This is a genomic window from Sulfurimonas sp., from assembly GCF_047622445.1.
GTDB lineage: Bacteria > Campylobacterota > Campylobacteria > Campylobacterales > Sulfurimonadaceae > Sulfurimonas.
Genome location: NZ_JBLHOE010000007.1, coordinates 15,111 through 38,886, shown reverse-complemented (window position 1 = coordinate 38,886; position 23,776 = coordinate 15,111). Strand labels below are relative to the sequence as shown.

Here is a 23,776-nt window from a genome sequence, read left to right as displayed (position 1 = left end):
AGGACAGATAATGAATATTTCAGACTTAAGAAAAGCCTATAAAGAGAAAAGCCTTACAGCGAGATCTCTAATAATGCAGATCAAAGAACGTATTAAAATACATGAAGATAACCCTATCTGGATTTATACTCTTAGTGATAGTGAATTAGAGCCTTACCTAACACGACTTGAAGAATGTGAACCAAGTTCTTTACCTTTATATGGGATTCCATTTGCTATTAAAGACAATATTGATCTTGAAGGTATTCCGACAACAGCAGGGTGTCCTGATTATAGTTATGTGCCAAAAGAATCTGCCTATGTTGTTAGCTGTCTTATTGAAGCAGGTGCGATACCTATTGGAAAGACTAATCTTGATCAGTTTGCAACAGGACTTGTCGGCACTCGTTCACCTTATGGAGCATGTCAAAACAGTATAAATGCTAAATATATCTCAGGTGGTTCTAGTTCAGGGAGTGCTGTGAGTGTTGCTTTAGACATGGCAGTTTTTTCACTAGGAACAGACACAGCTGGTTCAGGACGTGTGCCAGCTGCATTTAATAATCTTGTAGGGATAAAACCATCCAAAGGTATTTTAAGTACTTCGGGTGTTGTTCCTGCGTGTAGAAGTCTTGACTGTGTTTCTATCTTTGCAAAAGATACCAAAGATGCAAGAGAAGTTTTTGATGTAGCAGTCTCTTTTGATACCTTGGATCCATACTCAAGAGTGATGCCAAAAACACAAAAGAGTGTGGAGACAACTTTTTCTTTTGCCATACCAAAAGAAGATCAATTAAAGTTCTTTGGAGATAAAGAGGCTGAGGTATTGTATAAAAATGCTATCAAGCGTTTTGAAGAGATGGGAGGAGTAGCAGTTGAAATAGATTTTTCTCCAATGCTTGAAGCTGCAAACCTTCTCTACTACGGACCATGGGTAACAGAGCGTTATGTAGCTCTAAAAGATATGATAGAAACAAAACCCGAAAGTTTTATAGAAGTGACAAAAACTATTATTTTATCTGGAAAAACAAAAAGTGCTGAAGATTATTTTAATGCTGAGTATAAACTCAAAGTTTATAAACGTCAAGCGGATATATTAATGGATAAAGTCGATTTTGCTTTAACTCCTACAACAGGAACTATTTATACTATTGATGAAGTCAATGCAGATACTGTTGAACTTAATTCAAATCTTGGTTATTACACAAACTTTATGAACTTACTTGATTTTTCTGCCTTTGCTATTCCTGCAGGATTTAGAAAAAATGAGATGCCGTTTGGAGTAACACTTTTTGCAGAAGCATTTGAGGATAGAAAGCTTATGGAGTTAGGAGAAAAATTTATCTTAAAGGATTCCAATGTCTAAAAAAATAGAAGTAGCAGTATGTGGTGCACATATGAGCGGATTAGCTCTTAATTATCAACTTGTGGAGTTACATGCAACTTTACTCAAAGCCACAAAAACAGCTAAGGGTTATAGACTTTTTGATATTCCAGATAAAGTCCCAGCACGTCCAGGAATGATTAGAGATCAAAAGAGTGCAGTATCCCTTGAGTTAGAAGTATGGTCTATGCCTTTGGAAAATTTCGGGGCTTTTATGATGAAAATTGTTTCACCTTTATGTATAGGAAGCGTTATACTTGAAGATGAGAGTGTAGTGTATGGTTTTCTTTGTGAGAGTGATTACCTTATTGGGGCTAAGGAGATTACAGGTTATGGTGGTTGGAGAGAGTATCTTACGACAAAGTAAACTACTCATCTTTATATAGTGGAAGTGTGAAAGTTACAAGTGCAAAAGAAGTACAAGAATTGCACTTGTAGATGGCTTTTTGGTTGGGGGGGGGAAAAGTACTAGATGTTAAGACTTTTCTTCTATGATTCAATTTACTCAAATATCGAAACCTTTTAAATAAGCAGTTAATTGATTAATTTTTAATCATTTTTCTGTATTCATCTTCTCTCCAGTCAGCTATAATTTTCCTATAACAAATATACTAAAGGAAAGTAAATGAAATCAATCAAGTTAAGTATAGTAGCTGCTTTATTAGCAACAACAGGTGTAGTAACAAGTGTATCAGCAGATGATTTAGAAGTAAGTGCAAATGTTGCATTAACAAGTAACTATGTATGGAGAGGTATGACTCAAACTGCTAATTCGCCAGCTGTTCAAGGTGGAGTAGATTTAGGATATAAAGGTGTATATGCTGGTGTATGGGGTTCAGCTGTAGATTTTGGTAATGGTAGTACTGGTGGTAGTACGGCATCATCAGAATTTGATATTTATCTAGGATATGCAGGTGAAGTTGATAAGTTTTCTTATGATGTAGGTCTTATTCAATTTATGTATCCAGGCGATACTGATAGTTTAAACTTTGCAGAAGCGTATCTAACTTTAGGGTATGACTTTGATGTTTTATCTGTAAGTGCAATGTATGCTCTTGGTCTAGATACTGATAAAGTAGCTAATGACGCTGGAAATGGTTGGGAGCCAGGTGATGCTTGGGAACTTGGTGTATCTATTCCATTACCAGCTGAGATTACTTTAGATGGTGCGTATGGTGAGTATGATGATAAAGGTACACTTAATACAACTGTAAATAATTTTGGTGAATACTATTCAGTTAGTCTTGCAAAATCATTCGGTAAGTTTGATTATTCTTTAGCTTATACGGGTATGGATTTCGAAGTGTCAGAAGCTAATGGTGGTTCAAAAGACCAAGACAACCTAGTATTTACAGTAGCTACAAGCTTCTAGAATAAATAAACCTAGTACTCAATTCTTTTCCCTTGTACGGGTTGAGATACTAAATAAGATTAAATATAATTTTTCAATCGTTTTCGTATATGAGAAGTAGTATCGAGACATACTACTTCTTTTCCCCTTGTTTTAGGAGTTGTAGATAGTCGCTACCGCTTCTTTTTTTCAAACAATTGAATATACTTTCACAATTTTGTTATAATCCCTTTATGATAACACTTCTTAAAAAACTTTCATATATTTTTTTCATGCTAGTACTAATATCAATTATCTCATTTTTAGCTATCCATTCCGCACCAAATAGTTTTTTTGGAGCAGGTGAACTTAATCCAAATATGACAAAAGAAGCCATTGAAAAATTAAAAGCTGTGTATGGTTTAGATAAATCTCTAAGTATGCAGTATATTGATTGGGTAAAAAATATCGCTACACTTAATTTTGGTATCTCTTTTGTATCTGGTCAAGATGTAAGTACTGAGATACTTAAACGTCTTCCAGTTACTTTGATTATGAATATTACTGCGCTTATTGCAGTGTTTGGTATCTCATTGTTTTTAGGTGTAAAGGCAGCTTTAGAATATGAGAAAAAAACAGATTATATTATTCGTCAAATTTCTTTAGTCTCTTTTTCTATGCCTTCTTTTTATCTAGCACTTTTATTTATTATATTTTTTGCAGTTAACTTAGATTTCTTCCCTATATCGGGTTTACATTCCATCGAAGAAAAAACAGGAGTATCTTATTATACAGATATGGCTTGGCACTTAGTGCTTCCTGTAGGAGTTATGATTTTTGTTGGACTTGGAAGTATGATTATTTATGTACGTTCTCTCACTTTAGAAATTCTCAAAAGTGATTATTATTATTTTGCACTTTCTCGAGGTTTAAAAAAGGATCAATTACTACGATATTATATATTGCCAAATTTACTTCCACCTATAATTACACTTCTTGGGCTTTCTTTACCAGGACTCATTGGTGGAAGTGTAATACTTGAATCAATATTTGGAATTGAAGGGATGGGACAGCTCTTTTTTATGAGTGCTTTATCTCGAGACTATCCAATAATTATGGGGACTTTGATGATTACTTCGTTTCTAACATTACTTGGAAATATGTTAGCGGATTTAATCCTTTTAAGATTAAATCCTTATATGAAACGAACGTAAATAATTTAGCTAAATAAAGCCTCTAGTGCATCAACGCCATCTTTACTTTCTTGGATTTCACCAGTTTCTTCATTTGTGGTAGCATCATTTTCAACTAGCTCGATATTCATACCAGTCAGCATAGATGCTAAACGAATATTGATACCACTTTTTCCAATCGCTTTAGATTTTTGATCAGCGGGAAGAGTAATGATAGTTTTTTCATTTTCGCCCTCTGCATTTTTCACAATTTCAACATGGGAGATAATAGCTGGACTCATTGTACGAGAAACAAATAGCTCTGTAATGTCAGTATATTCGATACAGTCAATATTTTCGCCAATTAGCTCATCACTTACAGCGTTAATACGAACACCTTTAACACCAACAGTAGCACCAACAGCATCTACTTGAGGATGTGTTGAGATAAGTGCGATTTTAGCACGCTCACCAGGAATACGAGCAGATCTCTCAACGATAACTGTACCATCAGCAATCTCAGGAACTTCAAGTGCTAGTAGTGCTTCTAGAAATTTAGGTGAAGTACGTGAAAGCTCAATCTGGATACCATTTTCTTTGTCCATGTTTACACGACGAACGACTGCTTTAATATGATCTCCAACATCAAATATTTCGCCTTTGATACGGCTTTTCATAGGTAAAACAGCTCTTACTTCATCTACTTCTATATATGTAGACTGTTGTCCATCAACTCGTGTTACACGACCAGAGACTAGATTTCCTATTTTAGATTTATACTTGTTAAAAAGTTCATCTTCTACAAGTCTTTGGATGTGAAATTCAATCTCACGGTGAAGTTGTGAAGCTCCTGTTCTACCATAGTCTTCTAATGAATGCTCATCTTGAAGTTGATCTCCAACTTCTACTTGGTCATCATATGCTTTTGCATCACTAAGTGACATATAAGCAGGGTCTACATCACCTTCTTCTGTGTATAAATCTTCATTGTCATCAGCTAGTACAGTAATAATTTGGATAAGATTAATAGTTTTTGTATCTTCATCTATTTGTGCTTCAAAAGCGAAATCTTTATTAATAACTCTTTTGGCCGTTTGTACAAATGCTGTTTTAAGTGATTCAAGAACTTTTTCTGGTTCAAGACCTTTTTCATGTGCGATTGCATCTGCAATATCTAATATTTTTTCCATTAATATGCCTTTATTCAGGTTGTTTCACAAAAAATAAAATGTTAAGTTTGGGGGATTTCTTATGAAGTAGGAGAATTATATCCAAAGTAGTATAAAAACATCTTTAATACATTTTTTAGTAGATTTAAAGTATAATGCAAAACTTTTAAAATGATAAAGAACTAAGGATATATTTGATGAACTTAAAATTCGCAAGAACAGAGATTGAACAAAAACCAAAAAAGGCTGAATTAGCTAAAATTGAAGCTAGTGTTGAAAAAGAAGAGAGTGTAATTTTTTACTTTGATAGAGATAATTCTCACAAAGACTTACTTGAACTTCAAGGACACTTTGAAGAAAAAGGTAAAAGTTTTTACATGAGTGAAGTAAAATATGGTCTTTCAGACAATGAATACATGTACCAAGTACACATCGTAAACTAGGGAAACTATATTGAGTAAGTTATTATTTATTGAGACTCTTGGTTGTGCTATGAATTCTCGTGATTCAGAGCATATGATTGCTGAATTGCATGAAAAAGAGGGCTTTGTTACTACTGAAGATTACAAAGAAGCTGATTTGATTTTAATAAACACTTGCTCAGTTCGTGAACGTCCAGTTCATAAACTTTTCAGTGAACTTGGTGGATTTAACAAGCATAAGAAAAAAGGTGCCAAAATAGGTGTCTGTGGTTGTACAGCTTCACACCTAGGTGAAGAAATAATCAAAAAAGCACCTTATGTAAACTTTGTTTTAGGTGCTAGAAATGTTTCTAAAATAAGTGAAGTTTTACATAAAGATAAAGCTGTTGAGATAGATATAAACTATGATGAGAGTGAATTTGCTTTTAAAGATTTTCGCTCTTCACCGTTTAAGGGTTTTATTAACATCTCAATAGGATGCGATAAATCTTGTACTTTTTGTATCGTACCAAAGACTCGTGGGGATGAGATATCTATCCCTGATTCTTTAATCATTAAAGAAGCCCAACGTTTAGTTGGTGCAGGAGCTAAAGAGATTTTTCTTTTAGGTCAAAATGTTAATAATTATGGTCGTCGTTTTTCCGGAGACCATGAAAAAGTAAATTTTGCAGAGCTTTTAAGAAGGCTAAGTAAGATTGATACTTTAGAGCGAATTCGCTTTACTTCACCACATCCTTTTCATATGGATGATGAATTTATAGAAGAATTCTCATCAAACCCGAAAGTTTGTAAGTCAATGCATATGCCATTACAAAGTGGTTCTACAAAAGTTCTTAAAGATATGAAAAGAGGCTATTCTAAAGAGTGGTTTTTAAATCGTGTAGGAAAATTAAAGACCATGTGTCCGGAAGCTACGATTTCTACAGATATTATTGTAGGTTTTCCAGGCGAAAGCGATGAAGACTTTGAAGAAACTATTGATGTTATGAAGCAAGTACAGTTTGATCAAATATTTTCATTCAAATACTCTCCAAGACCACAAACTGAAGCAGAGCATTTTACTAATGTAGTTGATGATGAAGTTGCCTCTGATAGACTTGCTTTCTTACAGTCACTTAATAATGAAATCGTAGACACAAACCATGAAAAACTTCTTGGCAATACTTATAGAGTTTACTTTGAAACTCTTCACCGTGATGGTCATGTAGCTGGAAGAAGTGATAATAATATTGTTATAAAGGTAAATGGAAGCGAAGAACTTCTTGGTCAATTTAGAAATGTTAAAATTACCACAATAGGAAGAACAATTTTAACTGGCGAAGTTATTGCTTAAAAAAACTTTTCGCTTTCTTGGAGTTATTGTTCTACCTGTAATAGCTTCTCTTCTCATTCGACTTCTCTCTCTAAGTAATAAAAAGGTTTTTCATGCACCAGAAAACCTTGGTAAAGAGCAGTTCATTATGGCCTGTTGGCACGGTGAACTCCTAATGATTCCTTATGCATATACAAAATACAGAAAAAAGCCTCATGTGAAATTACTTATCTCAGAACATTTTGATGGAAACTTAATTGCAAAAACATTGGGTTTTTTTGGATTTGGGACTATTCGAGGTTCAAGTACAAGAGGTGGAGTGAAAGCTCTTATCTCAGCGATTAAAGAGATAAAAAATGGCTATGATTTAGGGATAACTCCTGATGGTCCTAAAGGTCCAAGACATGTTGTTCAAGATGGTATTATTGTTATGGCACAAAAAGCAAAGGTTAAAATTACACTTGTAGAGATTAAACCAAGCTCGTATTGGCAATTAGGTTCTTGGGATAAATTTGTAATTCCAAAACCATTTGGTATAATAAACTATTATATCAGTGATTTAATAGATGTGACTGATATCCCCTTAATTGAGGCTAAAAAACTAGTGCAAGAAGGATTGTTATCTCATGAGTAGTAAATTAATGGTTCCAGTTGTTGCATTATCAATTATGTTGTTGATGGGAATATACTTCTTAGTAAACCCATCGTATGAGAAATCAATCAAAGCAAAGTATTACTTTGAAACTGGAAAATATAAAGAGGCTTTAGTCCTCTCTCGTGAAGCTTTCTCTGAGGATCAATACAATCGTATGGCAGCAACTGTAATGGCACAGTCTATAACGTCGCTTAAGTATGTAAAGTATATTAATATGGGTAAAAGCTATATCACTCAGATTGATAAGATTGCACAACATAAGTATATATCAGATGCAGATAAGGCAAAGATTAGGATTATTTGTGAAATTATGATTGCTTCCTATATTAAGCTTGCTCCTAGTGTCATAACGGATGATAAACTGGTTGAAGATTCCGCGTATTATTATCAAAAGTTTGAGAAACTTCTTGAAAAAGTTATTAAGTAAATATAAAAAACAATTTTTAGAATCATTAGAAAACTTAAGAGGTTATTCTGACCTTACTATTAAAAGTTATGATGAAACACTTCAAGAATGTGCATTATATGTGCAGCTAATAGAAGAAAATAATACCATTTTAATAGACTTAATGCCATATCGGATACAAATAGCAAAGCTTAATGCAAAGACTATCTCGAGAAAGCTAAGTAGTATTCGAACCTTCGTTTCATATCTCAATGACAATAAAATAAAGTGTACTTTAAAAGCAGATGATACAATAAAAGTAGCCAAAACACTTCCTAAGCCAATTCCGCATAAACATATACTACAAGCTTTAGAAAAATCAACTAAAGAGGAATGTTTAATCATAACAATACTCTATACTCTGGGTTTAAGAATCTCAGAACTCTCTTCACTCAAACTTGAAGATATATCAAATGAATGGATTCGAGTTCTAGGTAAAGGTAACAAGCAAAGAGATATACCACTTTTACATGAGACAAAAAAATCAATTGACGAGTATTTAAGTGAAAAACAGCCAAATAAATTTCTTTTTGAAAAAAGTGGCGAAAGATTAAGCGAAAATAGTTTAAGATATATAATTACTAAAGTCTTCAAAAGGGTTGCCTTGAAAGTTACGCCACATCAACTTCGCCACTCTTTCGCAACTTCTCTATTAAACAATAATGCACGTATTTCTGATGTCAGTGAATTACTTGGCCACTCTTCTATGGCAACAACCCAAATATATACAAAATTAGGGAGTGCATTAAAGCAACAAAATTACAATAAAGCTCACCCTTTATGTATGAGTGAAGATGATGTTTAGCAAGTTTTATGAAGGGCTGTATCTCAAAGCTCTTGTAAACATTGTTATAGGCCCTTCTAAAACTCTTGTATACATTGAGATGCTAAACAAAGAAGGTATTGTACATTCATACGAAGAAGAATTTGATACAAAGTATTTGAGTACTGAAATGCATGCATATATTCAATCGAATATAAAAGAAACACCATATTTTTATATAAGTATTTTAGATAATTCAACTTCGCAAGGTGCCTTGCCAACATGTTCAAAGCACAGGACTGGATACTTTTATGATTTAAGTGCAAGTGAGTATAAGTGCTATAATGATAAATGGACATATTATACTTCAAAGATTGATGTGTACGAGATGGAAAAAGTATATAAAAAAATTGGTGTAGATTTCATCTTTTCACCATTTTTGATTTTGGCAAACTTTTTCAAAGATAAAATAAATACACACTTAGCGATGTTTATTTTGATAGAAGAAGGTGCGCTCTCTCTTAGTATATTTGAAAATTCTGAGCTTTTATTTGCAGAGTATCTTGACTTGCAAGTAGAAGTTTTAAGTGATGATTTAGTTATCGATGGGAATGATATTGAAGATGGGATGCTTGATGAAGAAGATTCTATTGATTTGGATGATATTGATTCTATTGATGGAATAAATGACTTAGATGAACTTGACAGCTTTGGAGATATAGCAGACCTTGATTCTATAGATGAAATTGATGAGTTTGATGATACAAAAGATGTAGAAGAAGAACTCGCTGAGAGTGAAGATACTCAAGAATTTCCTACTCAAGAGAGTAGTGGTCTCAATGAGGACTATCAAAGGTTCTCACTCATCCAAGATTCAGTGAACCATTTTTACCAAAGTGAAAAATTTGAGAGTGAGTTTATAGAAAATGTTTATGTCGGTGATGGAGTTGGTGTAAGTGGAGATTTGAAAAAGTATCTTGAAGAAGAGATGTTTTTAAATGTGTATATACGCCATGTTAATTTAGCAGCAGAGCTTTGTGATATGACAAAGATGGAATTGTCATGAAATATAGTTATATAAAGCCAAGAAAAAAGTCACTTTTTACTCCAGATATGCAGCTCCTTGGAGTCTTTTTCGGAATTACAATTTTTATGTTACTTTGCACATATCTTTTTTTAGTATTTAAAGATTATAGATTTACTCAAGATAGAATAGATATTATTGAACTCAGAGAAGAAACATCTAGTGAAATTAATCTCATAGAAAAAAATATTCTGTTTATTCAAGAAGAACAAGTTCTTTCTGAAAGTATATTTACAAAAAATACGGTCTTAAAAGATTCTATATCAAATATGTTTGATTTAGTCCCACAAAGAATCACGCTCTCCGAAGCAAAGCTTTTGGAAAACGGTTTAGTTCTTTATGGTATTACTCCAAATAAAGATATTTATAACTTTATGCTTCAAGCTCCTCTTCGTTCTATATTTCACCGTACATACAGTAGCTTCTATCCAGTTAAAAATGGATGGCTACGTTTTGTGTCGACAAACTATATAGATAAAGAAGAAGAGAGTGAAGAAGAAGAATATGAAGAGGATGTAGAATATGAAGATTAATATTTCACGACAAAATTTATATCTATTATCTCTATCTGTATTTCTGCTTCTTTTCGTACTTGTATTTGCTTTTGCACTTTTAATTCCAGAGGGAAAAGAGTACCGTAATAAACGAGCAGATCTAAAAAAAGAGAATAAAGAACTCAAAAAGTATCAAAACTTTAGAGATGATGTTTTAGATCAACTAACAGATCTTAAAAGTGAAAACAGAAATGTAATAGCTGCCTTTGATAGAAGTTTCGATGCTCTAAGATTTGAGAAGATGCACAGAAATTATTTTAATTCTCTAAAGGTAGAAGAAAAAATCCAACTTGAAAATGATAATACATTTTCAGTATATGAAGTAAACACAACATCTCAGATTAATTCACCAAAAAGTTTTTATGATTTTCTTGATGCAGTCAACAAAAGTGATTGGATTATTAGTATAAACTTCCCAATCCATTTTAAGCGAGAAGCTGAGATGATACGTTCAAGTTTTACAATGAAAGTGTATGGTATTGCAATGGATAGTAACACTACAGACTCAAACTTGAGTAAGTAGTTCTTTTACCCTTTCAAAGGCACTCTGATTTTTATACAGAAAGCTTCGTAGTTTCGGTTCAATTTTTAAAACTCTACATTCTTCTTTAAATTCTTTTGGAATAGTATGTACTTCAGTAATACATGGAAGTATAAATACAAATCCATGTTGTTGATTGACTAAATACCTTCTCCCAAGGTTTGCTACTGCTTTATTTTTCAAAAGGTCTCTCTCGCTAGAACTTGGCATGTAAGAGTTTTTTTTGAGAAACTTGTCTATGGCGAAAATATCAGCACGTTTATTTTGGGTACTTTGAAAATAGGCTAGTTCACCAATCATTTGAATCTCAATCTCCTGGATTAAATCTTCTTTATCTTCATCAATGTACTCGAAGCTTTTTTTAATTCCACTTAGAAATTTTTTTAAAAGTGGATTTGCGAACTTATGTCTGAATGTATTTCTTTTTATTGTTTCGTCCAAGTTTGTTTTGTCCTCAAAGTATTTTATATTATGTTCTAGTAAGTAAGGTATTAATTCTTGTTTATCAAGGTGTAAGAGAGGTCGTATGAGCGTATAGGCCTCTCGTTTGTCGCTTTCTTTCATGCCTGCGAGCTCGACACAACCAGCACCTTTGCAAAACTGCATAAGCATCCATTCGAATCTATCACCTAAATGATGTGCTGTGATAAGATTGTGATATTTTTCTTCTTTTATAATTGTAGCGAAAAAATTGTATCTAATCTCTCGTGCAGTATTTTCAAAGTTTTTTTGAATCTTTTTTGCCTTATGAATAAAGCATTGTATATCATATGTTTGAGCTAGCTTTTTGGCATAGAGAACTTCATCTTTACTTTGTTCACGCACACCGTAGTCAACAATTGCTATATCAAATCTGATGTTAGCATCACGAAGTAAAAAAAATAATGCAGTTGAGTCTACTCCTGCAGAAAATGCTAGGAGGTTTTTTTTATTTTTAAGAAGTGTGAGGGAAGAATTTTTAAGCATTATCCACAGTAGCAGTTAAAATATTTCCTACTAATTCAGTTACTTTAGCTTTATATATTTTTCCGTAAATTAAATCTTCATCTTTACTTCTATCATTTATATATATTTCACCGTCAATTTCAGGTGCCCATAGAGTTTTTCTTGCACTTAAAAGGTACTCATGCTCATCGCTTTGGCCATCAATAACAAGTTCAATCTCAGTTGCGATTTCTTTGGATAAAGATTTTTGCATACACTCATCTGTAATAGCACCCAAAATATCAGCACGCTCAGCAATAACTTCAGCAGAAATCTTATCTTCCATATCAAAAGCAGATGTAGTCTCTTCATCAGAGTATGAAAATACATTTACTCTATCAAAGCCAAAATTTTGAGCAAAGTCACACATTTCATCAAACATCTCTTGCGTTTCATTTGGGTGTCCAACAATAAAGCTTGTTCTTACAAAAGAGTTTGGAAGACTTCTCATAAAGTTTAAAAGTTCAAGTGTCTTATTTTTACCAAACCCACGTTTCATCATACGTAGCATATCATCATTTATATGTTGAATTGGCATGTCAAAATAATTGTGAAATACTTTACTTTTCGCTATGTTTTTAAGAAGAGCCATACTTGTAGTACTTGGGTATAGGTAAAGAATTCTTGCAGATTTTACACCATCAATTAATTCTATTCTTTGGATTAAAAGACTTAGTCCATCTTTGACATTTTGATCTCGTAGGTAAGAGCTTGAATCTTGAGATACAAAAGAAAAGTCATAATAACCTTTCTTTACCAAGCCTTCAACTTCTTTAGCAATGGAATCCAGGTTGCGAGAGTTTAGTTTACCTTTAAAAGAAGGAATTGCACAAAAGCTACATGTTTGATTACAACCTTCTGAGAGTTTTATATATGCATGATACGAAGAACCAGTAACTACACGTTCAGCACCATCTATAAGGTATACTTTATCAGAAAATCTACTTTTTTTCTCTGTTAAAAGTTCATCAATATTTTCATAGTCCCCAACCCCTGTGAAGATATCAACTTCGGGTATTTGTTGCATTAAGTCATCTTGATATCTTTCACTTAAACATCCAGCCATTACTAAAAGAGAGTCTTCTTTTCTCGCTTCATGAAGAGAAAGAACAGTGTTTACAGACTCTTCTTTTGCCGCGTCAATAAATCCACACGTATTTACGATGATAACATCAGCATTTTCACTTTCATCAGTAAGCTCAAAATGCTGAAGCTTACCCATCATGACTTCTGTATCGACAAGATTTTTTGTACACCCTAAAGAAACGATGTGGAGTTTGTTTGACATAGTTACTACTTTGAATTAAATTATTTTCTTATTATATCTAATTATCTTTTTTTGCTTCTGTATAAGAAGTGAAAAGCCTAATTTATAACTTAATGATATAATTTAATTATTCTTTTGTTATAATATTCCTTCTAAAGAAGGAAATACTATGAAGATATATAATTTTAATTTAATAAATATAAATGGTAAATATTAATGAAAGAAAAAAAGAAAATTTGGAGTATATATACAAGGATATTCCATATCATGTTAATAACGAGTGTTGTAACAGCTTATCTACTAATAGAAAAAGAAAATCAATTAACGTCTCATGTTTTAGCAGGTTATCTTGTCGCTTTATTGATTTCATATAGAATTATATGGGGATTTCTTAGTGTTAAATGCTCTCAACATCAAGATTTACTAAGAAAAATACCAGACGTACCTAGGTATTTTCTAAATTACTTTAATAAGGAGAGAGGAGAATATATGGGACATAATCCCGCTTCAGCTCTTTATGTATTGTTAATAATGAACTTATTGATTCTTGTTACTGTGAGTGGAAGTTTACTCTATGGTATCCAAGAAAACAGTGGTATATTTGCAAGTTTAAATAAAAACTATAGTGACTGGATGCTTTTTACTGAAAGTTTTCATAAAATAACCACGACGGTACTCCTAATTTTTATTATTTCTCATATTACGGGAGTTATATTAAATTTAATCTTTAATGGTTCAGATGTCATACTCGGAATGGCAACGGGGAAAAGAAGAGGAACAGACTTTGATGTTATCTTACTTCCAATACAACATCTTTTTGGAGTTGTATGGATTGTTTCTGCACTATCTTTGGCAGCATATTTTTATGAAAATCCAGATAATATTTTGACTGAAGATAAAAACGAAAGAATTGATTTTAGAAGTGAATCTTATGAAACATCTTCAAGCTGTGGTTCGTGTCATTTGGTATATCCAGCATACTTACTACCTGAAAAATCTTGGAGTAAGATGATGGATAATCTTGAACATCATTTTGGAAAAGATGCTTCTCTGCCAGAAGAAGAAACACAAATAGTGAGAGAGTATTTAATGAATAATGCAGCTGAACATTCAACAAAAGAAGCTGCTCTTAAAATATTAGATAGGATGAAAGATAATGTACCCCTAGCTATTACACATACAAACTATTGGGTAGAGAGACATAAAGATATTACTAAAGAGCAGTTTGCAGCAGACTATGGGATTAAATCTGATTGTAGAACATGCCATAAAACAATAAGAGATGGATTGATACAAGATACTGAGATTAAATTTAAGTATTAAATATATTGTATTTTCTTGTATAATTATGAAATGAAAATATATGATGTCCTAATTCTTGGTGGTGGTGCAAGTTCTCTTATGTGCGCCTCACATCTCAAAACCTCTTTAAATATCGCCATAATAGATAATAACCCAAAACTTGCCTCAAAGATAAAAATCTCTGGTGGTGGTAAATGTAATATCACAAATGTTGAAGTAAGCTCAAATAACTTTGATGGTGAAGTAGAACTCGTAGATCATGCTTTGAAAGCATATTCCAAAGATGATTTACTCACATTTCTAGAAAGAAATAACGTTGAACCGGTTATCCGAAAAAACAGGTACTACTTTTGTAGAAACTCTTCTGATGAGATCATCGATGTTTTAAAGAAAAACTCAAAACATTCAGAGTATTTGCTAAATACAACGGTACAGAGTGTGCAAAAGAAAAATGAATTGTTTGAAGTTCATACATCCCGTGGAATTATCAAGTCTAAAAAACTTGTTGTAGCAACGGGTGGAAAGAGTTTCAAAACATTAGGGGCTAGTGAGATAGGTCTTAGTATCGCAAAAAATTTTGGTATTGGTGTGAAAGAATTTACACCAGCTCTTGTTGGGATGACCTTACAACCTGCCCAATTTTGGATGAAAGAGTTAAGTGGACTCTCTTGTTATGTAAACATTAAAGTAGAAGAAAAACTGCTAAAAGAAGAGATGCTTTTTGCACATAAAGGTATAAGTGGACCAGCGATTCTTTCTGCGTCTCTTTATTGGAAAAAAGCAAAATTGAGTATAAACTTTTTGCCTAATGAAAATATTTTTAAACTTATAAGTGGAAGTAAAAAATTGCTAAGTTCAGTTATCCCACTTCCTAAACGACTCTCTAAAGCATTACTTCAAGCGATAGAAGTTCAAGACATAGAATGTAAAAAGATAAGTAAAGAGATAAAGCTAAAGCTAGAAGCGATTCATAACTATGAATTTGCCCCAGCTGGAAACTTTGGATTTACTAAAGCAGAAGTATCACGTGGTGGTATTTTAGCTGATGAATTACATCACACTACTTTAGAATCAAAAAAAGTAAGTGACTTATATTTTATTGGTGAAGTAGTAGATGTTACGGGTGAACTTGGTGGATACAATTTCCAATGGGCATTTTCTAGTGGAGTTGTTTGTGCTCGAGATATTAATAAATAAGCTTTAAGAGATACTAGTACATTAATATAGTAAAATACCCCGAAATTAATATAAACGAAGGATATAAATGAAAAAGATTTTGACAGTTTTTATAGGTGCATTTTTAGTGCTTGGTATGAGTGCATGTTGTGCGAGTCCCGCAGATACACAAAACCTTAGAATATTTAGTGTTGAGAATTCAAAAGGTGCTATTAACGCTAAGAGTATTGAAAAAGCTTTTAATGCTAGCGGTGTAGTGGTTGATGTAAATAATAACATGAACTCAATATTTGAGAAAAGATATGGCTTTATTCATCATAAAGCATACAACTTAGCTATCTTCACCAATAAAGAATTGCTTACAAAGTTAATGACTAAATATCCTAGCATAGGCCTTATAACACCATTGTCTATGTCTATTTATGAAGATGGGGCGAAAAATACTATTAATGTTTCTACATTATCTTTAGTAGGTATGGCTAGAATTACTAAAATTCCAGTAACTAATCCAGATTTAATTGCTTATGCTGCTTCAGTTGATAAAGCACTTCATAAAGCATTACCAAATGGTAAATATCTTGAAGTAAGTCATAATGTACAAGTTTCAACTAAATCTTTAACGACTGATTTTGAAATGGAATTAGAAGTTGAAGAAGATATGACAATTGTAGATGCAAAAGATGCTTTTAAAGAAGAGTTTGAGGGTGAACTTGGACCTGTTGGTTTTTTAATACCGAAGTCTTATCAGTTAGAGCATGAGGGCTATGACTTTTTTGATACATATTCAATTATTAGATTCAATGCTATTTTCCCTGTGTCAAAAGAGCATCCAGATGCAGGTGCATATGCCCCTTTCTCAATAGTTATGTATAAGAAAAAAGGTGAAGATATGATGCATATCGCTTTTCCATCAATAGATAACTGGATAACTGATCTTGATATTACTGATGATAAGTCAGCTAAAGTTGTTCGTGAAACTCATGGTATGATTCAAGATATTCTCACGGAGCTTACTGAATAGTTAGTTTTTATTTTCTTAGATAATATATACTTGTGTAAAGATGAGTATATATTTTCAACTACTCTAAACCTGCAATCAACATTTTTTCCATCTCATTTGCAGGCATTGGTTTAGCATAAATATATCCCTGAATATTTTCACAACCATTTGCAACTAAAAAATCTTTTTGCTCTTTTGTCTCAACTCCTTCAGCTATAACTTTTAGGTTTAAACTTTTAGCAAGTGCTATTATTGCTTTCGTAATACCAATATCTTCATCATCATCAGGTAAATCCCGAATAAAAGCTTGGTCAATTTTTAATTTATCTAGAGGTAATTTTTTGAGATATGCTAAAGAAGAATAGTCTGTTCCAAAATCATCAATCGCTAATTCAATTCCGATATCACTTATTTGTTGAAGAATATTTGTCGATTCTTCTGGATTATTCATAATTTGGCCTTCTGTAACTTCAAATTCAAGCCACTCAGGCTTACATCCTATTTCTCTCATTAAATCCTGTAGTATAGGTATACAATCTTTATGTTGAAGTTGCTTAACTGCGAGATTCATTGCAAGTATCCCAGGGCTCAATCCTTCTTTATACCAATTGGTTATTTTTGTCATTGCGGTTTTCATTACATATCTATCTAGTTCTACAATAAGGCCTGTTGATTCAGCCAGTGGTATAAATTTAGCTGGATAAACAATTCCCATCGTTGGATGATTCCATCTTACAAGTGCTTCCATACCGATAATTTTGTTACTCTTTGCATCTATTTGAGGCTGATAATAAACTAAGAACTCTTCGTTTGTTATTCCAGTTCTAAGGCTTGTCTCCATGACAACTCTCTCAAATGCAAGTTCAGTCATTTTAGAATCATAGTACTGGTAATTATTTCTTCCTTCATCTTTGGCTTTATACATTGCAGAATCTGCAAATTGCAACAGACTCTCTGAGTATGTGCCATCATCAGGATAAATACTTATTCCAATACTACTTGAAATATAAAGGCTATGATTTTCTACTAGCATTGATTTCGACAAACTTTTTAGCAGTTTAGTACATATAAAAGAAGCATCTTGTATTTGCTCTAAATCTTCGAGTATTACGCTAAACTCATCTCCTCCTAATCGAGCTATTGTATCTTTATCGCGTACTGTATTTTTAAATATTGACGTAACTATTTTTAAAACTTTGTCTCCAACATTATGACCAAGAGAATCATTAATTTCTTTAAAATGGTCGAGATCTATAAAAAGTAATGCTACTTTTGAATGATTTCTTTTTGCTTTTTCTATTGCTTGTTCCAGTCTATCGTTAAATAGTATTCTGTTTGGGAGTCCAGTTAATAGATCATGGTGTGCTTGGTGATGTAAAATTAACTTTTGTTCTTTTAGTTCATTCTCTACTTTTCTTTGTTTAGAAATATCAACATATGTACCTAAAATACCAAATATAGCGCCACTTTCATTTTTTAAAGGAACTTTCGAGGTCAAAACTGTAATAATATTTCCGACATCATCTGTTTGTGATTCTTCAAAATTAATTTTTGAATTATCACTATTCATAACAGATAAATCATCGTCTCTATAGAGCTGTGCTTCAGCTTTTCCCCAAGGCATTTGAAAATCGTTTTTACCAATAATTTCATTAACTGACCCCAATTGAGCGTCTTCTAAAAATAGCTGATTTGCTCCAAGGTAAGTACCTTCTCTATCTTTCCAAAATATACGCACAGGAACAGTATTTATAATATGTTGGACTAGATTTAATTGATTTGCTAACTTTTCTTTACTTTCATAAAGTTTTTGAGTGGTTGATTGTAAGTTAAGTATCGTGTTTTCTGGTGTTCGAATTTCAACAAAAACGACTATATGATATTCATTAGATATAGGATAACCAAGACTAGTAGTAATTTGAAACCAGCGTTCTTTTGTATCTTGACACATTATTTTAGCTGGGAATCCAAGTAAGTTTGTATTGTTTAGCGCTGCCTGCTCAACTAGTCTATCCCATTCTTTCATAATATACTTACGATAATTTTTATCAGGGTAAGCTTTTTTAAACCATACTGAACTGCTTGGTAAATCTTCTAAGTCATACCCAATAAAGGTATTAAATGCTTTGTTTATATATATTATTTCATCAGAAGAATTACCATATGTGTCGATTACTTTTTTATTTAAGGTAATAGGGTTAGGTAAAGTATTTAATATATGATGCCAAGTTCGCAAGTCAATATTTTCTAAAGTCTCCATATTCCCTATCTTCTTTTAAATTTTTATGTTTATATAATTATATTGCGATGCACCTTAAATAAACAATATCTAATTTTTTATGTTTAAATATAAGAGAGAAAACTAAACTAAAATAATTTATATATATAAGAAGAGTAATGAATTAGATTTAAGTTATCGATACTTCGTTGTCAATATCCTTTCTTTTAAGCTAAATTCAATTTTAAGGAAATATAATGTACTAATGAAGTTAAATTTAGGGAGCAAATGTGGTATACGCAAAAGAAATTTTAGATTCTAAAATTGAACAAGCACAGAGAGATGTAGATAGACAAAAAGTAAATCATATTTTACACTTTTTGTTATCCATATTTACAGCTGGAATCTGGGTGTTTATTTGGATAATTATTACAATAATTTCCAAACTTGAAGTACGTAGGCTTGAAGAGAATATTCAAGGGTATTTTCAGGAAAAGATAAAAACAGCTAATACAGATATATATAAAGTAAAAACTGATTCAGCAGATAAACTAATAAAGCTCTCAGGTATGTTAGAAAAAGGTTTGTTAACAGAAGAAGAATTTCACACTGAGAAAGAAAAAATAATTAAATCTTAAAACAATATAACAAAGTCACTTAGCTTTGTAAGGTAAGTGGTATATTGCAAGCATTTTTACTACCACTTTTATGTTAAAGAGAGAGTAAAAATAACTGTGTTAACTTTAAAATGTAGATTGTCTCTACTCATTCTATACTTATTGTTTTAACTTCCTTAAGAGTTAGCATATCTTCTGCAGATATGTAAATAATTGAATTTTCATGCTTCCCAATAAACTCTAAGGCTTTTTTATCGTCTTTAAAAATTTTTGGCGCTATGCCATAACCTGCAAATACTTTTTTTAACCAATACTTTTTAAATCGACGTTGAGTTTGTCCTATATTATTAGTTAAAAATTTATTTAATTTTTCTGGATTTTGTAGACTAATGCCGACTCGGATAGGTTCTCCATTATCCCATAAGGTTTTTCTACCTAAAAATATATTTTTTAATTCATTTTTTGTTAGTTTAGTTATCTCAATATCTGCACTCACTCCAATGACATTTTCATTCGCATAGGCAGAAATAGAAATGAGATTAATAATAAAAGTAATTTTAATGAGTTTCATAATAATATTTTTCATCTTAAAATCCTATCGACAAAGCAGCTCTAAATTCAGTGTACGAATCACCTTTATAGAGTGTATTATTTTCTTGAGATTGTACATTAAAGAGATCCGCTTTTATAAAAACATTACTTGCAACTTCAAAGTTGGCACCTAGAGCTATATTTGTAGCACCATCTTTCTTCTTGTTATGATTAGGATCAGCTGCACCTAAAAGTAAATAGAGGTTTATATCTTGTGTAATATAATAGCTTGGTACAATACTAAAACCTGTTCTTCTAAAGGATGTAACACCTTGGACATTAAGAGTACCTGTTATAAATTCTGCCTCAAGTCTAAAATTATCACTAGGGTACCAGATCATCTGAAGACCTTGTGAGTTGATAATCATTTGACCTACAGAGTCATCATTAGAATTATAATTTTCCATTACATCGTAATGAACTGAAGCTCCTACTTCTAGTTCACTTGTTAATGATGCTCTCACTCTTGCCGTAATTGCTTTGTGGTCATTATCATCTTTATCGAACTCATTACCCTCAACTCCATAAGAAAGATCACCATTTGAAATTTGAAGTACATAGTCAATAGGAATTTCACTAATCTCTGTATTTCCTAACACAGCAACACCTGTCGACCATCTTGGATACAATGTTGTCTGTTCGTATTTATCTTTGGAGATGAAGTACATCTTATTTGTAGGGTTAGGCTCTTTTAATATGATAATAGATGGCTTTGCCGTATGAATCTCATTGTAAATTCCAAAGGGAGTAAACATCTTTCCTGCACGGATTTTGACTGCATCACTAAATGTGTATTCAGCAAAAGCATACTCATAACCAACATTACCTTTATCTAACTCACTTTGGCTTCCATGTTCCCATGAAAAGTCAATCGCAATTCTTACCTTATCAGTCGCTTGAATATTAAATACTAAATCAAGCATATCAGAGTCAAATGATGCATGCTCATCAAGAAAACGACCACTATAGTCGCCTGCAACTTTATCTTCAAACTCAACATTAAAATAACCATTAACAGTAATTTTATCGGTCCAATCAGCATGTAAGTTTATATATGACAGAGAGAGGAGAAAGAGGCTAGTTAATATAGTTTTCATTCTATTCCTTAATTTGGATTATTTATATGTTAGCATAGAAAAGCTAAAGAGCACTATTAATATGTTAAAATTAAAATTAAAATAAATATATGGGAGTAGTATGAATTCTTTTAAATTTAAATTGTTTTTTGCCGGTATTCTACTCTCTGTATTGCCGATGGTTATATACCAATATGTTACTTTTACTCAAAGTTCACAAACACTCAAATCAACATATGCTAAAGAATTAAAGCAGAAAACAGACTTAGTGACATTATTAGTTAATCAATCAATTGCGTACACTATAAAAGACTTGAAAAGTATGTCTTACAATACGATTGCTTGGTTAAATATTGATAATATGGCACAGGTTGAAAGTCATTTTGATAATTTTGAAGAAATGCATTCAAACGTATCCTCAATAACCTTAATTAACGACTCTTCTGAGATTATTTTTTCGACATCTCGAAATACTAATAAATTAAAAGTTTTAGATGCTATTGACAATCAATATTTCCAAAAAATGAAAGATGTATATGTTTATGAATCATTAAATGGAGATGAAGTAAGTGTTTATTTATTTCATAAGACAGAGACATTGAAGCCTTTCTATATAATAATGGAGATGAATTTTCAAAATATAGAACTTCTCTTATCAAGCTTTGAAGATGAAATACTTGGAGATAAGTCTATTTTTATATTATCGAAAAAAGACAAGCTTGTTTTTTCTACCAATGGTACACAACAAGCAAAAGATTTTTACCATAAAATTAGTATATTTGATGATACAACAAAAATATATGAGTATACAGACTTTGATAATGACAAAGTTATCTCAGCATATGATACTGTGTTTGCATTTGGGGAAAATGAAGCCTTTGGATGGAAAATAGTTACATCTATACCCTTGGATGTAATAAATAACAAGGTACATAAAACACTCAAAAATAGCATTAATTTAGGTATTTTCATTACTTTTTTAGTGTTTTTACTCATTATATTGGTTTCAGTAAATATATCAAACTCAATAAAAAAATTATTGCATTTTGCTAAAAATTTAAAAGAAGGCAACTACGGTGAACGAGTACATGCTAAAAATAGTATTCGAGAATTTGAGGAGCTAAGTACTATCTTAAACGATATGTCAAGCACGATTGAGAAAAGAAATAATGAACTTAACAGTAAAAACAAGCTCTTACAAAACTTGGCTCATTATGATGCTTTAACACAAATTCCAAACCGTATACTTTTTCAAGAGCGTTTAGATCTTTCAATTATTCGAGCAAAACGTCATTCTACCTCAATTGCACTATTCTTTATTGATTTAGACCAATTCAAACATATTAATGACTCTTATGGGCATGATTATGGAGATGAGATATTAAAAGTTACTGCAAGGAGATTAAAATCAACTTTAAGAGAAAATGATACTGTCGCTAGATTGGGTGGTGATGAATTTACAATTATTTTAGAAGAGATAAAAGACACTAAATATATAGACACTATAGCAAGTACAATAATAGAAACTGTTAAACAAGACATACCTATTAAGGGAAATAAGTTTAATGTTGGATGTAGTGTAGGGATAAGTCTATTCCCTCAAGATGCAGATAATAAAGATGACCTTATTATGTATGCTGATACTGCGATGTATAAGGCCAAAGCATTAGGAAGAGCTACTTATCAGTTTTACTCTTCAGACTTAACACAGATAAGTTTGACTCGTACTAAGTTGGAAAAAGATATACATTTAGCATTAAAGAGTGAAGAATTTGTTGTATTTTACCAACCTCAGTATAATTGTAAATTGAATAAAATCACTGGAGCAGAGGCACTTGTGCGTTGGAGAAAATCTGATCAAACTCTTGTTTCTCCTGCTGAATTTTTACCATTAGCTGAAGATATTGGAGTCATAAACTTAATTGATAAATTCGTTATAAAGTCAGCCTTACAAGAATCAGTATTATTACATTCAGAGGGTTATGATACATTTGTAATATCTCTTAATCTATCGATGAAATTGCTAGAAGAAGATGATTTTGTTGAAGAAATAATGGAATTACTACTAGAGACCGGGTGTAAGCCTCAATGGATAGAACTTGAAATCACAGAAGGCCAAATCATGAACAAGTATAAGAGTTCAATAGAAAAACTTAATAAGCTTAATAAGCTTGGGATTAATATTGCCATTGATGACTTTGGTACTGGTTATTCATCTCTCTCTTATTTGAAGCATATGCCAATTAATAAACTTAAAATTGATAAATCTTTCATTGATGATGTTCCAGAGGATATAGACGATGTAGAAATATCTAAAACAATCATTTTACTTGCTAAAGGTTTAGGTCTTGATATTATTGCTGAAGGTGTTGAAACAGAGATTCAACGAGACTTTTTAGTAGAAAATGGATGTGATAATATTCAAGGTTACCTATACTCAAAACCATTATCTGCATATGATATGAGGAATTTTTTAAAAAACAATTAAAACTTTTATTCACAGTACATGTACACTCCAAACAGTATATTTAATGAGTTAATAGTTACATATGGCTATGCAGTTGCTAAAGGTACTTTGGGGATAAGTAATATGTATGTACGGGGTATACTAAAAAGCCAGATATTGATGATTATTAGGAAGCAACCCTTAGTCATGATGCTCTCCACGGTAATTCTCAAAACTTTAAATAGCTAACAGGTAAAAAAGAAATAGGTTCCATTGAAAGGTGATCTAA

Annotated in this window: 23 protein-coding genes; 17 read left to right on the top strand and 6 right to left on the bottom strand. The window is 32.0% G+C overall.

Translation table 11 applies throughout. The features are described from left to right. Nucleotides 1-10 precede the first annotated feature (10 nt). The 4 genes from atzF to ACI9TV_RS02860 all read left to right on the top strand — a co-directional run bounded on the left by atzF (nucleotide 11) and on the right by ACI9TV_RS02860 (nucleotide 3,907). On the top strand, nucleotides 11-1,345 hold the full coding sequence (gene atzF, locus ACI9TV_RS02875; RefSeq protein ID WP_415249251.1) for an allophanate hydrolase: 1,335 nt from the start codon (nucleotides 11-13) through the stop codon (nucleotides 1,343-1,345). Continuing rightward, nucleotides 1,338-1,730 carry a hypothetical protein gene (locus ACI9TV_RS02870; protein ID WP_415249250.1) on the top strand — a complete coding sequence of 131 codons (393 nt, stop codon included), beginning with the start codon at nucleotides 1,338-1,340 and terminating at the stop codon, nucleotides 1,728-1,730. Before atzF ends, ACI9TV_RS02870 begins: the two co-directional genes overlap by 8 nt. Nucleotides 1,731-1,988: 258 nt before the next feature. After that, nucleotides 1,989-2,735: a TorF family putative porin gene (locus ACI9TV_RS02865; RefSeq protein WP_415249249.1), complete on the top strand. Its 747-nt coding sequence runs from the start codon at nucleotides 1,989-1,991 to the stop codon at nucleotides 2,733-2,735. A gap of 212 nt (nucleotides 2,736-2,947) precedes the next feature. Then, nucleotides 2,948-3,907, top strand: a complete 960-nt coding sequence (locus ACI9TV_RS02860) for an ABC transporter permease (RefSeq protein ID WP_415249248.1) — start codon at nucleotides 2,948-2,950, stop codon at nucleotides 3,905-3,907. A gap of 5 nt (nucleotides 3,908-3,912) precedes the next feature. Here ACI9TV_RS02860 and nusA read toward each other — a convergent pair whose 3' ends face one another. Then, the gene (nusA, locus tag ACI9TV_RS02855) at nucleotides 3,913-5,055 is read right to left on the bottom strand and encodes a transcription termination factor NusA (protein ID WP_415249247.1); all 1,143 of its coding nucleotides are present in this window, start codon (nucleotides 5,053-5,055) and stop codon (nucleotides 3,913-3,915) included. Between the two features lie 176 nt (nucleotides 5,056-5,231). On the opposite strand from nusA, the gene ACI9TV_RS02850 reads away from it, so the two are divergent. Genes ACI9TV_RS02850 through ACI9TV_RS02815 form a run of 8 tightly spaced genes read left to right on the top strand, consistent with a single transcriptional unit; the run spans nucleotide 5,232 to nucleotide 10,792 of the window. After that, nucleotides 5,232-5,477, top strand: a complete 246-nt coding sequence (locus ACI9TV_RS02850) for an HP0268 family nuclease (protein WP_415249246.1) — start codon at nucleotides 5,232-5,234, stop codon at nucleotides 5,475-5,477. Between the two features lie 7 nt (nucleotides 5,478-5,484). Further along, the gene (gene miaB / locus ACI9TV_RS02845) at nucleotides 5,485-6,789 is read left to right on the top strand and encodes a tRNA (N6-isopentenyl adenosine(37)-C2)-methylthiotransferase MiaB (RefSeq protein WP_415249276.1); all 1,305 of its coding nucleotides are present in this window, start codon (nucleotides 5,485-5,487) and stop codon (nucleotides 6,787-6,789) included. Beyond that, on the top strand, nucleotides 6,782-7,402 hold the full coding sequence (locus tag ACI9TV_RS02840; protein ID WP_415249245.1) for a lysophospholipid acyltransferase family protein: 621 nt from the start codon (nucleotides 6,782-6,784) through the stop codon (nucleotides 7,400-7,402). The genes miaB and ACI9TV_RS02840 overlap by 8 nt, the downstream gene beginning before the upstream one ends. Continuing rightward, a complete protein-coding gene (locus ACI9TV_RS02835) occupies nucleotides 7,395-7,850 on the top strand; it encodes a hypothetical protein (protein ID WP_415249244.1) in 456 nt (151 codons plus the stop codon). The genes ACI9TV_RS02840 and ACI9TV_RS02835 overlap by 8 nt, the downstream gene beginning before the upstream one ends. Then, nucleotides 7,831-8,673 (top strand): tyrosine-type recombinase/integrase, encoded by an 843-nt coding sequence (locus ACI9TV_RS02830; protein ID WP_415249243.1) that lies wholly within the window; start codon nucleotides 7,831-7,833, stop codon nucleotides 8,671-8,673. Before ACI9TV_RS02835 ends, ACI9TV_RS02830 begins: the two co-directional genes overlap by 20 nt. Then, entirely contained in the window at nucleotides 8,666-9,697 is a 1,032-nt protein-coding gene (locus tag ACI9TV_RS02825; protein WP_415249242.1) for a hypothetical protein, read from the top strand. Before ACI9TV_RS02830 ends, ACI9TV_RS02825 begins: the two co-directional genes overlap by 8 nt. After that, nucleotides 9,694-10,248, top strand: coding sequence for a hypothetical protein (locus ACI9TV_RS02820; RefSeq protein WP_415249241.1), 555 nt, complete (start codon nucleotides 9,694-9,696; stop codon nucleotides 10,246-10,248). The genes ACI9TV_RS02825 and ACI9TV_RS02820 overlap by 4 nt, the downstream gene beginning before the upstream one ends. After that, on the top strand, nucleotides 10,238-10,792 hold the full coding sequence (locus ACI9TV_RS02815) for a hypothetical protein (RefSeq protein WP_415249240.1): 555 nt from the start codon (nucleotides 10,238-10,240) through the stop codon (nucleotides 10,790-10,792). The genes ACI9TV_RS02820 and ACI9TV_RS02815 overlap by 11 nt, the downstream gene beginning before the upstream one ends. Here ACI9TV_RS02815 and tilS read toward each other — a convergent pair. Beyond that, nucleotides 10,775-11,776 (bottom strand): tRNA lysidine(34) synthetase TilS, encoded by a 1,002-nt coding sequence (gene tilS, locus ACI9TV_RS02810; RefSeq protein WP_415249239.1) that lies wholly within the window; start codon nucleotides 11,774-11,776, stop codon nucleotides 10,775-10,777. The genes ACI9TV_RS02815 and tilS overlap by 18 nt on opposite strands. Continuing rightward, nucleotides 11,769-13,082, bottom strand: a complete 1,314-nt coding sequence (gene rimO / locus ACI9TV_RS02805; RefSeq protein ID WP_415249238.1) for a 30S ribosomal protein S12 methylthiotransferase RimO — start codon at nucleotides 13,080-13,082, stop codon at nucleotides 11,769-11,771. Before rimO ends, tilS begins: the two co-directional genes overlap by 8 nt. A 195-nt stretch (nucleotides 13,083-13,277) precedes the next feature. Between rimO and ACI9TV_RS02800 the strand changes: the two genes are divergently transcribed. The 3 genes from ACI9TV_RS02800 (at nucleotide 13,278) to ACI9TV_RS02790 (ending at nucleotide 16,560) form a co-directional block, all read left to right on the top strand. Continuing rightward, a complete protein-coding gene (locus tag ACI9TV_RS02800; RefSeq protein WP_415249237.1) occupies nucleotides 13,278-14,384 on the top strand; it encodes a cytochrome b/b6 domain-containing protein in 1,107 nt (368 codons plus the stop codon). A gap of 30 nt (nucleotides 14,385-14,414) precedes the next feature. Continuing rightward, nucleotides 14,415-15,560, top strand: a complete 1,146-nt coding sequence (locus tag ACI9TV_RS02795; RefSeq protein WP_415249236.1) for an NAD(P)/FAD-dependent oxidoreductase — start codon at nucleotides 14,415-14,417, stop codon at nucleotides 15,558-15,560. A 67-nt stretch (nucleotides 15,561-15,627) separates the two neighbouring features. After that, nucleotides 15,628-16,560 (top strand): hypothetical protein, encoded by a 933-nt coding sequence (locus ACI9TV_RS02790; protein WP_415249235.1) that lies wholly within the window; start codon nucleotides 15,628-15,630, stop codon nucleotides 16,558-16,560. A gap of 58 nt (nucleotides 16,561-16,618) precedes the next feature. Here the strand turns inward: ACI9TV_RS02790 and ACI9TV_RS02785 are convergent, their stop codons facing one another. Beyond that, nucleotides 16,619-18,799: an EAL domain-containing protein gene (locus ACI9TV_RS02785; protein WP_415249234.1), complete on the bottom strand. Its 2,181-nt coding sequence runs from the start codon at nucleotides 18,797-18,799 to the stop codon at nucleotides 16,619-16,621. Nucleotides 18,800-19,047: 248 nt separating this feature from the next. On the opposite strand from ACI9TV_RS02785, the gene ACI9TV_RS02780 reads away from it, so the two are divergent. Further along, a complete protein-coding gene (locus ACI9TV_RS02780; RefSeq protein ID WP_415249233.1) occupies nucleotides 19,048-19,395 on the top strand; it encodes a hypothetical protein in 348 nt (115 codons plus the stop codon). 127 nt (nucleotides 19,396-19,522) lie between these two features. On the opposite strand, the gene ACI9TV_RS02775 is transcribed toward ACI9TV_RS02780, so the two are convergent. After that, the gene (locus ACI9TV_RS02775) at nucleotides 19,523-19,960 is read right to left on the bottom strand and encodes a hypothetical protein (protein WP_415249232.1); all 438 of its coding nucleotides are present in this window, start codon (nucleotides 19,958-19,960) and stop codon (nucleotides 19,523-19,525) included. 1 nt (nucleotide 19,961) lies between these two features. Continuing rightward, complete coding sequence (locus ACI9TV_RS02770) at nucleotides 19,962-21,062, bottom strand: hypothetical protein (RefSeq protein WP_415249231.1); 1,101 nt, start codon at nucleotides 21,060-21,062, stop codon at nucleotides 19,962-19,964. 100 nt (nucleotides 21,063-21,162) lie between these two features. Here ACI9TV_RS02770 and ACI9TV_RS02765 point away from each other — a divergent pair, with 100 nt between their 5' ends. Beyond that, complete coding sequence (locus ACI9TV_RS02765; RefSeq protein ID WP_415249230.1) at nucleotides 21,163-23,529, top strand: putative bifunctional diguanylate cyclase/phosphodiesterase; 2,367 nt, start codon at nucleotides 21,163-21,165, stop codon at nucleotides 23,527-23,529. Nucleotides 23,530-23,776: the final 247 nt, after the last annotated feature.